Origin of the sequence: Filifactor villosus (assembly GCF_042652965.1) — a bacterium.
Classification (GTDB): Bacteria; Bacillota; Clostridia; order Peptostreptococcales; family Filifactoraceae; genus Filifactor; species Filifactor villosus.
On record NZ_JBHSHL010000014.1, the window covers coordinates 141,138 to 156,184 of the forward strand.

11 protein-coding genes are annotated in these 15,047 nt (G+C 40.7%); 2 read left to right on the plus strand and 9 right to left on the minus strand.

Translation table 11 applies throughout. The features are described 5' to 3' along the window. Positions 1–626: 626 nt before the first annotated feature. From pyk to ACFO4R_RS04490, 8 genes are all read right to left on the minus strand, one after another. A complete protein-coding gene (gene pyk, locus ACFO4R_RS04455; protein ID WP_379787834.1) occupies positions 627–2,372 on the minus strand; it encodes a pyruvate kinase in 1,746 nt (581 codons plus the stop codon). 275 nt (positions 2,373–2,647) lie between these two features. Next, on the minus strand, positions 2,648–3,610 hold the full coding sequence (pfkA, locus tag ACFO4R_RS04460; RefSeq protein WP_379787835.1) for a 6-phosphofructokinase: 963 nt from the start codon (positions 3,608–3,610) through the stop codon (positions 2,648–2,650). After that, positions 3,607–7,065: a DNA polymerase III subunit alpha gene (locus tag ACFO4R_RS04465; RefSeq protein ID WP_379787836.1), complete on the minus strand. Its 3,459-nt coding sequence runs from the start codon at positions 7,063–7,065 to the stop codon at positions 3,607–3,609. Before ACFO4R_RS04465 ends, pfkA begins: the two co-directional genes overlap by 4 nt. 10 nt (positions 7,066–7,075) lie before the next feature. Continuing rightward, on the minus strand, positions 7,076–7,942 hold the full coding sequence (locus ACFO4R_RS04470; protein WP_379787837.1) for a patatin-like phospholipase family protein: 867 nt from the start codon (positions 7,940–7,942) through the stop codon (positions 7,076–7,078). After that, positions 7,935–9,386 carry a sensor histidine kinase gene (locus ACFO4R_RS04475; RefSeq protein WP_379787838.1) on the minus strand — a complete coding sequence of 484 codons (1,452 nt, stop codon included), beginning with the start codon at positions 9,384–9,386 and terminating at the stop codon, positions 7,935–7,937. The genes ACFO4R_RS04470 and ACFO4R_RS04475 overlap by 8 nt, the downstream gene beginning before the upstream one ends. Beyond that, the gene (locus ACFO4R_RS04480) at positions 9,379–10,062 is read right to left on the minus strand and encodes a response regulator transcription factor (protein WP_379787839.1); all 684 of its coding nucleotides are present in this window, start codon (positions 10,060–10,062) and stop codon (positions 9,379–9,381) included. The genes ACFO4R_RS04475 and ACFO4R_RS04480 overlap by 8 nt, the downstream gene beginning before the upstream one ends. Continuing rightward, positions 10,059–11,420, minus strand: coding sequence for an FG-GAP repeat domain-containing protein (locus ACFO4R_RS04485; protein ID WP_379787840.1), 1,362 nt, complete (start codon positions 11,418–11,420; stop codon positions 10,059–10,061). Before ACFO4R_RS04485 ends, ACFO4R_RS04480 begins: the two co-directional genes overlap by 4 nt. A 349-nt stretch (positions 11,421–11,769) precedes the next feature. Further along, positions 11,770–12,915: a DEAD/DEAH box helicase gene (locus ACFO4R_RS04490; RefSeq protein WP_379787841.1), complete on the minus strand. Its 1,146-nt coding sequence runs from the start codon at positions 12,913–12,915 to the stop codon at positions 11,770–11,772. Positions 12,916–13,008: 93 nt separating this feature from the next. Here ACFO4R_RS04490 and ACFO4R_RS04495 point away from each other — a divergent pair, with 93 nt between their 5' ends. Then, positions 13,009–13,794 carry a threonine/serine exporter family protein gene (locus ACFO4R_RS04495; protein WP_379787842.1) on the plus strand — a complete coding sequence of 262 codons (786 nt, stop codon included), beginning with the start codon at positions 13,009–13,011 and terminating at the stop codon, positions 13,792–13,794. Beyond that, on the plus strand, positions 13,795–14,244 hold the full coding sequence (locus ACFO4R_RS04500) for a threonine/serine exporter family protein (RefSeq protein ID WP_379787843.1): 450 nt from the start codon (positions 13,795–13,797) through the stop codon (positions 14,242–14,244). 426 nt (positions 14,245–14,670) lie between these two features. On the opposite strand, the gene ACFO4R_RS04505 is transcribed toward ACFO4R_RS04500, so the two are convergent. Further along, positions 14,671–15,024 (minus strand): LysM peptidoglycan-binding domain-containing protein, encoded by a 354-nt coding sequence (locus tag ACFO4R_RS04505; protein WP_379787844.1) that lies wholly within the window; start codon positions 15,022–15,024, stop codon positions 14,671–14,673. Positions 15,025–15,047: the final 23 nt, after the last annotated feature.

Sequence of the window (15,047 nt, forward strand, 5' to 3'; positions counted from 1 at the left end):
GGGATAAAATAAATTTTCTCAAGCAACTCTTCCCAAAATATACATTTAAGGAATAGTTGTTTCTTAGGAAGAGTATAGGTCATATCGGACTTCCTGTCAAGAATTTCCGCCCCATCGAGGGATTTTTTTATTTATATCGAAGTTTTTTATGTAAAAGATCTAAAAAAACCGTCAAGGTATCATCGAAATTGTAAGCAGATTGAGATTAAGACTCCTGATGAAGGTTCATATTCTCATCGATATGTTTGAACGTTTGTTGTATTGAGAACCATCCAATTCCATATAGTCAAAGATTCTTGCCAAAGTTAAAATGATCCGGCATTATTCTCTGTTTGAAATACCGAGTGTATAAAATATATCATTGCCGAAAAATAAGGGTTTCTTCTCAGTTGCTTTGCAAAAACTCTCCTTTTGAGGATCTGAAAAATCGACAGTCGAAGGAAATAATCTCTGTTTGAGAAGCTCTGAGCATTGTACTTGGTTTGGTTTAATTTAACTTTACTGTATATAGATTGCTAAATGATTAAGATATATAAAAACAAATACCTCCTTTCGATGTATCAAGACTGTACATCGAAAGGAAATTATTTATTTATCAAAACATAGCATAAAACATAAATAACAGTTTATAAAACAGAAACTTTGCCACGATAGACATAACCTTTATTGGGCTCGATTGTGATATCTTCCCCGTCTCTTATCGTCTCAAGAATATTTTTTGCACCTACGATAACAGGTTTTCCTAAACTCAATCCCACTACTGCTGCGTGGTTTGTCAAACCGCCCTCTTCCACGATGATGGCGGAAGCTCTTTCCATATAGGGTACTGTCTCTCTATCCGTGAACTTGGCAATAAGGATATCTCCATCGATAAAGTTGGAAAGGTCTTTTCTGGCACACCCCATCAGAGCATGATTTCCTATTCCAATTCCCTTTGCTAAAATTTCAGTAACAACGTGTACTTTTATAAGGTTGGTGGATCCCGTTTGTCTTAAGGGCACTCCTGCTGTTATTACTACTACATCTCCCGATTTAATCAATTCTTCCTTAGTGGCGGAATCAATAGAAACATCAAAGAGTTCGTCGGTAGAGTCTACCCTTCTTTCAATGTTTAAGGGAACGATCCCCCAGACGATCCCCATCTGTCGAAGCACTACCTCATCGTTTACCACTCCTATGATCTGTTGGCTGGGTCTGTAACTGGAAACCATTCTGGCGGTATATCCCGACTCGGTTGCTGTGATGATAGCGGATGCACCGATATCATCAGCTGTTGTGCAGGTCGCGTGGCTAATCGCATTTGTAATATTCACAGAACGATTTTTTGCACGCTCGGAGGTCATTTTGCTATAATCCAGGGTGGTTTCCGTCTTGGATGCGATCCGGCTCATTGTCTTGAGAGCTTCTACCGGATATTTTCCCGAAGCGGTTTCTCCGGATAGCATAATAGCATCTGTTCCGTCATAGATGGCATTGGCAACGTCAGTGACCTCTGCCCGAGTGGGTCTGGGGTTGCGGATCATTGAATCCAACATCTGAGTTGCTGTAATAACAGGCTTGGATAAAAGATTACATTTTTTTATGATCATTTTTTGAACAATGGGAATGTCCTCCGTAGGAATTTCAACTCCCAAATCTCCCCTTGCGATCATAATGGCATCCGTCACTTGGAGAATATCATCGATATTATCTACACCTTCCTGGTTTTCGATCTTCGAGATAATCTGTATGTGTTCGGCATCGTACTCTTCCAGAATCTCTCTGATGGCAAGGACATCGGAAGCCTTTCTTACGAAGGAGGCTGCAATAAAGTCTATGTTGTTTTCGATACCGAAGATAATATCTTCTTTATCTTTTTGGGTGATGGCGGGAAGATTTATTTTCACATTGGGAACATTAATCCCCTTGTTATTTTTAATGATCCCGCTGTTTTTTACAAGGCAGACGATATCTTTATCGGTAACTTTTTGAACTTCCATGGAGATAAGTCCGTCATCGATCAAAATCGTGTTTCCGGGTTTTACGTCATGGACGAGCCCCTTATAGGAAATGGATGATATTTCTTTGTTTCCGATGATATCCTCTGTTGTCAAAGTGAAGGTTTGACCTTCTTCAAGCAGGATCTCTTCGGCATCGAATTTTCCCGTTCGGATCTCGGGTCCCTTGGTGTCCAGTAAGATAGCGATCGGCTGATCCGTCTCTTTCCTGACCTTTTTGATCAAATCTATCTTCGCTTGATGTTCAGGGTGACTTCCGTGGGAAAAGTTCAACCTGCACACATTAAGTCCGTTTGCTATCAATTCTTTTAGGACAGCCTCGTTTTCACTTGATGGTCCTATGGTACAAACAATCTTTGTCTTTTTCTTTAACATTATTAAACTTCCTCTTCTCTTGGTTCTATTGCTTATAAAATCTTCTAAATTTAAAACCGATATCACTGTCGTCTAATGACAATTCAAAAACTTTCTCGGCTCAAAATATGGATAGAGATAACTCCTTTGTTATAAGTTTCATTTGCGAATCTGATTAAATTGAAAATCATCTATAGTTTATGGCTATATACTCTGTATTCCGGTATTTCAATTAGGTCCTAGTGTAAAAATAAGCGAAGATCGAGAGCTCTGCAACTTCCGATTACGCAGTTTGTCTAGATGGAAAGGACCTTTGAGATCTCAAACCTTCTTTCATTAAACTTGTTCTGCATAGCAAGGGCCTCATTGATATTCATATCAATGATTTTATTTTCTCGGACTCCCACTACTCGCGAGATCTTTCCTTCCATTAAGAGCTCTACTGCATGATAACCCATTTCACTCGCCAGTATTCGATCTTTTGCCGATGGATTCCCTCCTCGTTGCACATGCCCTAAGATGGTTGTTCTGACATCCATATCCGTGAGTTCCTTGATCTGGTTGGCGATTTCGTTTAAGTTCCCCACTCCTTCCGCAACGACGATGATGCTTTGTTTTTTGCCACGCTTGTTACTGTTTATGAGTTTTTGGGAGATCTCCTTGAGATTATATCCTATTTCTGGAACCAAAATCGCTTCAGCTCCCCCTGCAAGTCCTGCATCTAAGGCGATATCGCCACAATTTCTTCCCATAACCTCGACGATGGTCACCCTCTCATGGGAAGAAGTTGTATCCCTTAGGTTTGTGATGGCTTCCAAGGCGGTATTGACCGCGGTATCAAAACCAATTGTAAAGTCTGTATATGCCAAATCGTTATCGATGGTTCCGGGGATTCCGATACCGGGGAAACCGAAGTCCGATAGAGACTTCATTCCCATGAAGCTTCCGTCTCCGCCAATCACAACAAGACCCTCTATCTTAAATACATTTAACAGCTGGATCGCCAGTTCCCGACAAGATGGATTTTCTTTGAATTCGGGACAGCGCGCCGAACGAAGTATGGTTCCTCCCTTGTGAATAATGTCACCTACAGAGGATAGGTTCATTTTCTTTAAATCTCCCTCGATCAATCCCTTGAATCCCCTACGGACTCCATAGACATCGATGTTGTTGTAGATAGCCGTTCGAACTACTGCACGAACGGCGGCATTCATTCCCGGAGCGTCTCCTCCACTGGTTAATACTGCAATCCTTTTCATGATGGCTCCTTTATCTTAATATTATCCTTTCCTGCAACTTCTGCCAGTCTCTTAAGCACAAGAGGATCAGCAGAGATGTGTTTATAACTTTCCAACTCAAATGCCCGTTGTTTTAGTTTGTCGAAGAAGATGACCGTATCCTTTCCCGGATATTTTTTGATAAGATACTTGATTTCCTTCAAATTCGAGTCTTCACAGATCTGTATATAGAGCTTTTTAAACCTCTTCTCCTTCAAAGATTCAATCTTATCCGCTAAGATTTTAGGATCTTCATCTTCTTTGAACTGTACTGTTCCGTAGACGATGACGGGTTCATCTTCGTTGAGAAGATCGAGATATCGCTCAACAATATTGGGAAATACGACAACTTCAAGTGAAGAAGTCAGGTCTTCCAAAGAAAGAAAAGCCATTAATCGATTATTCCTCGTATATTTGATGCTTTTGCTTTGTATGATACCCGATAAAATGGTTTTAAACTCGGAAAAATCTCCCGTTTGCAATTTTTCGTCTCGCAGATGGAGCAGATCCAATATCGTTGTTTTGGAGTATTTTTCTATTACTTCTTTGTATTCTTCCAAGGGATGACCGCTGATGTAGAGTCCTATGACGTCTTTTTCCATCGAGAGTTTTTCTTTGATCGAAAAGTCGGAGACTTTAAAATCAAAGTCATCTTGAAAAGAAGAACTTTGGTCTCCTTCCGTTTCAAACAGCGAAACTTGACCGGCTATCGTCTGCTTCGATCTTGAGTGCACGCGGTCTGAGATCTCCTCATAGTTGGCCAAGAGTTGTGCTCGGTTGCTGTGCAAGCTATCAAAAGATCCTGATTTGATCAGAGTTTCGATCACACGTTTGGAAGCGACAGGCTGGGGCAGTCTTCTTATAAAATCGTGCAGAGAAACAAAGTGACCGTTCTCTTCGATTTCTTTGACAATACACAAAACCACATTCTCTCCTATGTTTTTTAATGAGGAAAGGGCAAAACGTATCTTATCTTCTTCGACGGAAAAATAATTCTTGCTTCGATTGATATCGGGGTTAAGCACCTCAATCTTCAATGTATGACATTCGCGAATATATTCAACAACCTTCTCCGTCCTTCCCATGACACTGGTCATAAGAGAAGCCATGAAGGCGACAGGATAGAAGGTTTTCAAGTAAGCGGTCTGATATGCAAGAACTCCGTAACACGCCGCGTGACTTTTGTTGAAGGCATATTTCGCAAAGTCGATCATTTCATCATAGATCTTATTTGCTGTAGAGGAGTCAATCCCCTTCCTTATACAGCCGGAAATAAGAATCTCTCCGTTTTCGTCGATCTTCCCGTTTACAAAGTATTCTCTTTCCTCCTCCATGATGTCCATCTGTTTTTTGCTCATCGCCTTACGAACGAGATCCGCTCTCGCGTAGGAATAACCTCCAAGCTCACGGACGATCTGCATGACCTGTTCCTGATATATCATAATTCCGTTTGTGACCCTCAGGATAGGCTCTAATTTGGGGTGGAGGTAGTTGATTTTAGCTCCGTTCTTATTTTTTATATAGGCGGGTATCGATTCCATAGGACCCGGACGGTAGAGAGAGATTCCTGCTACGATGTCTTCAAAGCTCTCAGGTCGAAATTCTTTTAAGAAGCTCCTCATTCCGCTGCTCTCTAACTGGAAGATGCCCAAGGTGTTTCCGCTCGATAAAAGCTCGTAGACCTTTGGATCGTTCATAGGAATTTTAGAAAAATCCAGTTTTGTATGATAGACTTTTTCGATCGTTCTAAGAGTTTTTTGGATCACGGTAAGGGTTCGAAGGCCGAGAAAGTCCATTTTCAAAAGTCCCAGACTCTCCAGAGTAGACATGGGAAACTGAGTGGCAACAGAGTTTTGATGCATATAGAGAGGTACGTGTTCATCGAGTTTATCTTTGGAGATCACGATTCCCGCCGCATGTGTTGAAGCGTGGCGAGGAAGACCTTCTATACCCTTGGAAAAATCGATCAGTTCTCTTATTCGGGGATCATTCTCATACATTTTTTTTAGAGAAGGATTCATCTTGAGTGCAGTGTCGATCGTCATTCCCAGCGAAAAAGGAACTTCCTTGGCGACCTTATCGACATCGGCATAACTCATTCCCAGTACCCTGCCTACATCTCTGATAGCAGCGCGCGCACCTAAGGTACCGAAGGTGATGATCTGTGCTACATGGTCTTCTCCGTACTTTTTCTTTACATAATCGATGACTTCTTCCCTGCGTTCATAACAAAAGTCGATATCGATATCCGGCATGGACACCCTTTCCGGATTTAAGAAACGTTCAAACAGGAGGTTATATGCTATGGGATCCACATCGGTGATATCAAGGCAGTAAGAGATGATCGAACCTGCCGCCGACCCTCTTCCCGGGCCTACAATGATCCTGTTTTTCTTTGCATAGCGGATAAAGTCCCATACAATAAGGAAATACTCTACATAGCCCATGGTTTCAATTACCGATTTTTCGTATTCAAAGCGTGAGCGAATCTCCTCCGTGATATTCGGATAGCGTTTTTTAAGTCCTTCCATGCAGATTTTATCGAAGAGCTCTTTGTTGGAGCAGTCATATTCCGATATATATTGAGGCAGATGGATGACATCGAAGTTAAACGTTACATCGCAGCGTTCAGAGATTAAATGGGTGTTGTATAAGGCTTCTTGATCCTCGGGAAAGAGTTTGTACATCTCATCTGTAGTCTTGAAATAAAACTCGTTCGTCTCAAATTCCATCCTGCCCTCGTCCTTCAGCGTTTTTCCCATTTGAATACACAGGAGGATCTCATGGGTCTTTGCGTCTTCTCTATTGACATAGTGTACATCGTTCGTTGCGACCAGTGGGATCCCGCTTTCTTTAGAAAGCTGTCTTAAACGGTTGTTTACTATCGACTGTTCCGGGATCCCATGGTCTTGAAGTTCTAAGAAAAAGTTTCCTTCTCCAAAGATATCTCTATATTTTTTAGCCGATTCCATAGCCTCTTCATATCGGTCCTTTAAGAGTTTTTGTTGCACTTCTCCTCCCAGACAGGCGGACAACGCAATAAGACCTTCGCAATGTTCTTGCAAGGCCTGGATATCCACACGGGGCTTATAATAATAGCCTTCTGTAAAGGACAGAGAGACCAGACGGATAAGGTTTTGATAGCCCGAATCATTTTCTGCGAGAAGGACTAAGTGGTAGGAACTCTTATCCATGGGCTCCTTATCATGTCTGGTCCTGGCTGCAACATAGACTTCACAACCGATAATCGGCTTGACCCCATGTTTTTTTGCTATTCTATAAAAGTCGACCACACCGAACATAACCCCATGATCGGTGATGGCAACAGCATCCATCCCATCTTCTTTGGCCTTTAAGACGAGATCTTCCATCTTGGCAAAGCCGTCGAGCAGGCTGTAAGGGGTATGAAGGTGAAGGTGAGTAAATTTTCTGTTCATTTCCATTCCTTTATTTTCCAAGGTAATCGCACAGGTCGCGAAAGTGTTCCATCGCATCTCGGTATCCCATTTCGTAGACCTCAAGAAGCTTTTCTTTCTTTTTTTCGAGACGACCGAATTCAATTTCTTTCTTCGGTCGAATCACAAAACATTCCCCTCTCTCTTCCAAGTAAGAAAGCAGTTCGAGAGTACGATTATAATGAATATAACGTTCTTCGATTGCCTTGCGAAGCAAGGGATATTCCCTGTAAAAATTTCGGTTTGCAATCCTGAAAGCCGGATTTTCCTTCTTTCTATACTCTTTATCTCTGGTCAAAACTACAACGTGTTTTCTGTTCCCGTCTCGAATCGATTTTCTGATCGGGATGGAATCGGTGATCCCTCCGTCGAGGTAAAGGTTTGACCCAAGTTGCACCATGTTTGTAATATAGGGAAGAGAAATTGTTGCCTTGAGGGCATTCATGCCTTCCGAATCCAGTTGATGTATATTGATGTATTCCGCCTTTCCTGTAACGCAATTGGTCACAACGACCTTAAATACTCCTATATTCTCTTTAAATCCCTCGTAGTCAAAAGGAAGATAATAGTTAGGGATCTTATTGAACATCATATCCATCCCAAAAAAGGAACCTGTCTTGAACAAATTATAGAAACTCATATAGTCATCGTTCCCTGAATAGTGATAAACAACCCGAGCGTTTCGGTAGAGTTGTTTGGAAATATAGCCCGTAGCATTGCAGGCTCCTGCAGAAACTCCGATGATATAATCAAATTCGAGTTTCCTCTTTAAAAAGAAGTCCAGGACTCCCGAAGTGTAGATACCTCGCGTCCCTCCACCTTCCAAGATCAATGCATGGCCTTCGTTTCTGTTATTCAATGTTGTTCCCCCTTTCCTGAGCAGATGGGAAAATAACCTTCACTTCGGTTCCTTTACCAAGTTCCGAGTAGATCTCCATCGATGCGTCATGCAATTTTAAGATTTCTTCGACGATGGATAGCCCCATACCGCTTCCGGGGGCATTGACATTCGCCTTGAAAAACTGTTCTCTTACTTTCAAAATATCTTCATCGGAAATTCCTATTCCGCTATCTTTGACGGTAATGATCACCTTGTCTTCAAATCCCTGTGCGCTTACCTTTACTGTTCCGTTCTCCGGGGTAAACTTAAAGGCATTAGCGATCAGGTTGATAAACACCTGCTTCAATCTGTTTCGGTCTGCATAAATACTTGCATCGATACCCTTAAGTTCGCATTGAAATTGCAAAGTCCCTTTTCGAGGAAGGAATTGGTTATACACATTTACCAAGACTTGCTTGGGATCGATCACGGTTTTATAAACCCTCATAGTATTGGCTTCCAATCTCGAAAAGTCCAAAAGTTCCTCCACGATATTCCCAAGACGTTCCGATTCACTGCAAATAATTTGAAGGCCCATTCCAAGGTCGCTGTCTTCTTTTTCCACATCGGATAACAGAGTCTCTCCCCATCCCTTGATGGAAGTCAGGGGTGTTCGAAGTTCGTGGGATATCGAGGAGATAAAGTCTTTTTTTAATTTGTCCGACTTTGTAATTTCACTCGCCATGTAATTTAGGGTATCGGCCAACTGGCCGATCTCGTCATCGTAGAGTTTTTCGGCCCGTACATCAAAGTCTCCGCTTGCCATCTGATCGGCAGCTATCTTCAATTTTTGGATCGGTGTCACAATCGTCTTGGAGATAACTAAAGAGATTACCAAAAATATAAGAAGCACGAGCATTGCAAAAACAAGACTTTGAGAGATGTAGAGTTTGATCGCTCTGTCAATCTCCTCCATTGATATAATATAACGGATCACTCCATGAACTTCGCTATACTGTTTTAGAGGAGTAGATATTGCCATGATTTTCTCGTGGGTCTGTTCATTTTTTTCAATGTTGATGGATGTTTTTCCTCTTAATGCCGACTCGACATCCTTGGAATGAACAGTTTGAATGTAAGAGAAATCATAAGAATCCATAACAACATTGTAGTTGGTATCGATCACTTGGATCAGATACTTATCGTTATCCTCCTTCATAAAGTTATCGAACAGAAACCGAGCTTTTTCGCGAATATCTGAAGTTGTAACATAGGTGTTGACGAAACTTGAACTTAACTGAACCCTATCGTACAGAATTTGCTCGGCACCTGAATAATAGTAAGACTTGATTACAAAGGAAAGAGCGATCTCCATCAAAATGACCGCGATCAAGGCAACTGTTTCAAAGCTCAGAATGATCCTGGCTCGTATCGAAAGATTGCTGTGTCCGAAGACCTTAAACAAATATCCTCCCCTACTCATCTTCCCACCTGTAGCCAAAACCCCACACTGTCTTGAGATAAGTCGGGTTAGCGGCATCTTCTTCGATTTTTTTGCGGATACGTCTTATATTGACATCTACGACCTTTAAGTCCCCAAAGTAGTTTTCACCCCAGATCTTATTTAGAATGAAGTCTCTCGATAAAGATTTATGCTTGTTTTTTAGAAACAGTTCTAAGATTTCAAATTCCTTAGGAGTCAATTCGATCTCTGCATTATCTTTGAAAAACTTTCTGTCGGAAATATTGATGTAGAAATTTCCTCCGGTGATGATATTAGGACTTTCCTCCCTTGCAGAGAGCCTTCGTGCCAAAGACCTTACTCGAGCAATCAACTCTGCAGGACTGAACGGTTTTACGATATAATCATCGGCCCCGTATTCCAGCCCCATAACCTTGTCCTGTTCGTGAGTTCTGGCGGTCAACATAATAATTCCTACACTCTTACTTTTGTTTCGGATATATTTTAAGACCTCGAACCCGTCTATATCAGGAAGCATGACATCGAGCACGGCAATCTCAATATCCGAATTTTCGTCAAAGAGCTTAATTGCCGTAAGCCCGTTTTCCGCTTCAAACACATCAAACCCCTCCCTCTTGAAGTTCAGGGTAACAAAGCTTCGAATCGCCACTTCGTCTTCCAATACTAATATCTTCATCTGCTCCTCCGTTCTTGTTCCAGCACCTTAATAAACTTCTCGGGAGAATAAGACAGCTGTAACAACTTTTTGAATTCGTCCCTATATTCTAAAGGAACCGCTTCTGTGGAATCGATCGACTTACACACAGTGATATGCGAGTCCGTCTCCTCCAAGATATAATAATCCTTATAATTTGCTTTGTAAGAACCGCTTAAATATCGAATTTCCATTAAAGGAAAGTAGGGGTATCCTTTTTCGTTGTCAGGGCAATAGTAGATCATCAGCTTTTGAGAACTTTCGTCCTTGGTCAAGAAGTATTTATCCCAAAATTCTACAGGAAAAATAATCTTGATATACATATCTGTAGAATCTTCATAGATCTCCCGGATCATCTCGGAAGAGGATAGACCTAAAATCTTATAGTAGTCTTTTACAAACAGAGGCTGTCCGCTACCCGGGAAATATTCAGAATTCACATCTTTGGTTCTGACCACTTCTATAATACCGTCCGAGTCAATGTCCGCGCAGGGAATGGGTTCCCTTTGCGTAAATGAGGCTTCCATCTTCGGCATAATGGTTTTTAACTTCCCATTTCGAAAAACCAGGATATCGCTTTGACCATAAGCGTTGTTTACATACAGATCCGTGAAGATGCCGATATTATCACGATCTATATTTCCGACTTGAACGTTATAAGGTGATATCCCTTTTGAGTAAAATACCTGATCGACCAAGTTAAAGCCTCCCTCGTTGTATTCAAACAGTTTCAAAGTGTTCGAAAGCGGCTCCGGTGTAAAGTTGGAGAGCACGAGAAAGCTTCTGTCGGGGTATTCGAGAGTCGAAAATACATAAGAGTAATAATTTTCTTCAAAAATATTGATCAGAGAAGAATTTTCCTGTCTATAAATGGAAATCAATTTTGCTTCCGCCTTATCCATATAACCGAAAATCACTTCAAAACGACCGTCGCCATCAATATCTTTTAATTCATAGTCGAAAACCTCTGCCGCATCTATCTGCAAGTCATTCGATTTTGACCATCCGTCTTCGTTTTTTTTCAAAACGAGCAGACCTGTCATCTGAAGACTGTTATTCCGATAGAGTGCGATTACATCTTGTTGTCCGTCCCCGTCAAAATCCTCCAACGAAAAAGCCTGTTCTTTATGGCCGGGTTCCTGTTTTTTGTGTAAGATATAGGGTAGGTTATACAAGACAGACCCCTGAGGAATAGCATTGTTCAGAGCATCTTTGATCAACTTGTTTTCCACATTGAGCTCAGGAGGCTTGATCAACTCCTCCGGAGTCATCAATCTCGTACAGGCGGATAATGAGATCAGTAATAAGCACATATAGATAAAAACGAAACCTTTTTTCAAAATATCCCTCCATATCGAAGATGATCGGTGTAATGGCATATGGATAGTTGCCATTATTCTATATCTCCGGCATAATACAGACGGGTCGATATCATGTTTGGAGTTAGGGAAAAACCACATAATCCAAAAAATCACTGTATATGAATGATAAATTTCTTGAAAGTATGGATTTGACAAAACTTCACTTTTTGCAAACCCATAGGAAAATCAAGATTTCACATTTTTGCGGTGTTTCCTTAGTACAAATAACGTATCAGAACATCGACGGAACATATAGGCAATATCGCAGAGAGTTGTGCATCTTTTTCATATTTTTAATGCACCACCTGTGTATTTGCAAAATTATTTATTAAAAAGAGTATTTTATAAGTTCTCTTTCTCGATCCTTTGTGTCGTAGAGGATAGTAAAGGAAGAAGACAGCCTTTTTTCTATCTTTGTCAACATCGCTTCATCCTTGGGAGACACAAAGGAGACCGCATAACCTTCCCTGTTCATCCTTCCGGTCCTTCCTATCCTGTGAATATAGTACTCGATATCGCGAGGGAGCTGATAGTTAAACACATGAGTAATCCCTTCGATATCGATCCCTCTTGCAGAAAGGTCGGTGGTAATAAGATACTGGGTCTTAAGCTCTTTAAAATCTTTTATGACCTTCTCCCTCTTGGTCTGAGACATATCTCCGTGTAAGAGGTCAAACCTGCTGTATTTTTTCTCGATAAAGTGTCGGTAGAGTTCTTCCGCACTTTTTTTCGAGTTACAAAAGATCATACACATAAAGGGGTTTGTCGTATCGAGTGCATGAAAGAGCGAGGACAGCCTTCTCGAATCCGTGGTTTTTATAACAATTTGTTTGATATTATCCAAAACGACTTCCTCAACTGAGGTATGAATTTTGAGAGAGTTCTTCAAAAAGGAGGTCGAAATCTTTCGTACTTCGTTGGATATGGTCGCTGAAAACATACATACCTGTTTTTTTTCTGGGAGTTTTCCCATCAAAATATTCAAATCATCTAAAAAACCAAAGGCGATGATCTGATCCGCCTCGTCGATAACAACTGTACTGAGGTGTTTGAAATTGATACTTCCGCGTCTCAATAGATCCAGAAGTCTTCCGGGAGTTCCTACGATGATGTTGGATGCTCTTTCCAAAGCTTTTTGTTGAGAATGGATACTGTGCCCTCCACAGGCGTTTACCACATGAAGCTCCCTGTGTTTTTGAAAATATTCCAAAACTGAAGAAATTTGGTTTGAAAGTTCGCGGGTAGGAACAATGATCAAAGCACAACTCTCTTTTTCTTCAGGGGAAAAGTTTTCTAATATTGGAATTAAAAAAGAAAGTGTCTTTCCCGTTCCGGTCTGTGCTTGGACCAGAAGATCTCTTCCCCTTCTCATCAACGGGATCACCTTGCTCTGTATTTCGGTCGGCGAACTAATATACATATCCTTGAGTGCGGATATATGTTCTTTTCTTAAATTAAATTCTTTAAACTTCACTTTTTTCTCCTTAAACGTATCTGTGTCAAAAAATATGTTATAATTCATTATAGCATATTTTTTAAAAGGAATTTATGGAAAAGAGGTTAAAATTTGCAGACAGTAAGAAGTATAGACGAAAAGAAAACGATTTTGAGGATTGCTCTTTTGGCAGGAGAAATCCTGATCAAAAACGGAGCTGAAATATACAGGGTGGAAGATACGATATGCAGGATCTGTGAAAGTAAAGATTTAAAAGGGATCAACACCTATGCAACTCCCACCTTCATCCTTCTGGGAGACAATAAATTTGACGGTTTTACCTTTGTAAAACATATTCGAAAACGAGGTATCAATATAGATAAGATATGTAAGATAAACGATATATCCAGGAAGTTTGTGGATACAGCCTACAACGATTATGAAGAAACGATCCGAAGCTTGGAGGAGATCGACGACGACCCGGGCTATCCCTCTTTTTCCAAGATATTGGCTGCAGCTATTTCATCAGGAGTTTTTACCTTTCTATTTAAGGGCGGATTGTCGGATTTTATTTGTGCAACTCTTACATCGATGATAGCCTTGATTATCTCTGAAAAAATCGAAGATGTTTCTTCCGTATCCTTTCTTGGAAACGGAGTTGCAGCCTTTTTGATCACTGTGATTTCGATTGTTTTGATGAAGCTTAATCTTTCTGAACACTTTGATTTGGTAATCGTGGGAGCTATCTATCCTCTTCTGCCGGGAGTATCCTTGACCAACAGTATTCGAGATTTTATTTCCGGAGATCTCGTATCCGGAGTATCCAAGGGATTTGAGGCTATGATGACGGCGATTGCCATTGCAACCGGTGTGGGTAGTGGTCTGTTGATGTGGATGAAGTTTGGAGGGGTTCTGTAGATGGATAATGCATTCTTGTCTTTTGTTCTTTCTTTTTTGGGAACCATAGGTTTTGCCGTTTTTTTTAATGTTCCTAAAAACACATTGTTCTTTTGTGGACTTTCAGGTGCCTTCGGATGGATCGTCTATCTTTTTTTGAATGAAAACGGGAATGGAGTTGTCTTTTCCATTTTTCTGTCATCAATCTGTGTAGGTGTAGTAGCGGAAATTCTCTCGAGGATCATGAAAAAACCTGTCACTGCCTTTATCATCCCTAGCATCATCCCCTTGGTTCCCGGTTCCGGCCTCTATTTAACGATGTTGCTGCTCGTTCAGAAAGACTATCAGAAGGGACTTGAAAAAGGGGTGGAGACCTTCTTTATATCGGGAGCGATTGCTATTGGTTTGATCATCACATCTTCTGTAGCGAAATCGATCAAGACCATTCAAGGAAGAAAGGTTTCTCGATGATCGCCTTTGGATGTTCGTATTCACAATAATAGTATAAAACATAAGAACGCCTTCTGAAACGTTTCAGACAGGCATTCTTATGGTGGCAATAAACCACAACATTTGTTGCATAAGACAACACGATATAATACTATTCTCCAACAGAAAGGATATCTTATCTTTTTATGCGACTATGCAAATCTCTTTCTTTTCCTATAAAATATAAATCGTTGATCTCAACAGCGCAATAAACAATAGGGGAAATACCGTACAGGGGCAAATGTCTGATTTTAATTCCCGTTTTATCAAATACTAATGTTTGTTAAATCAACACCTTTAAGAATTTCACTCTTCTTATAAAAGTGGTTTTATGCTGATTTTTCTAATTATGCGGTATCGCCATAGTATAAATTGAGAAAAAACATAAAATCGGTTCGGCAAAATGACTTAACGTGGAAGATAGATCGTTTCTCCTACTTTGATGAGAGAATCCTTCATGGAATTTGCATACATAATTTGGCGAATATACTCTCTGGTATCCATGCCTTCAGGCTTGTAGTTTAAAGAGATGTTCCATAAAGTGTCTCCATGTTGGACCAAAAACTCGATAGGTTCTCTCGAATCAGCAGAACTGTTATGTGTGTTGCTAAAGGCATATACAATAGACATCGATAACAGCGAGCAGACGACAGTGATCAGGATGATCCTCGCGATATAAATCCTACGTCTATTCTTTAAATCCTCTCTTTTTCTTCTATAATTCCTCACTCTTATCTTAGGATTAGTTTCATACTTTGTCATAGCAATTCTCCTTTCAAAGTCTT

Excerpts from the sequence above, each read along its gene's own strand:
- ACFO4R_RS04500 (WP_379787843.1), top strand. The coding sequence starts at position 13,795 with ATGGATAATGCATTCTTGTCTTTTGTTCTTTCTTTTTTGGGAACCATA.
- ACFO4R_RS04480 (WP_379787839.1), bottom strand. The coding sequence starts at position 10,062 with ATGAAGATATTAGTATTGGAAGACGAAGTGGCGATTCGAAGCTTTGTT.
- ACFO4R_RS04465 (WP_379787836.1), bottom strand. The coding sequence starts at position 7,065 with ATGAACAGAAAATTTACTCACCTTCACCTTCATACCCCTTACAGCCTG.
- pfkA (WP_379787835.1), bottom strand. The coding sequence starts at position 3,610 with ATGAAAAGGATTGCAGTATTAACCAGTGGAGGAGACGCTCCGGGAATG.
- pyk (WP_379787834.1), bottom strand. The coding sequence starts at position 2,372 with ATGTTAAAGAAAAAGACAAAGATTGTTTGTACCATAGGACCATCAAGT.
- ACFO4R_RS04475 (WP_379787838.1), bottom strand. The coding sequence starts at position 9,386 with ATGAGTAGGGGAGGATATTTGTTTAAGGTCTTCGGACACAGCAATCTT.
- ACFO4R_RS04505 (WP_379787844.1), bottom strand. The coding sequence starts at position 15,024 with ATGACAAAGTATGAAACTAATCCTAAGATAAGAGTGAGGAATTATAGA.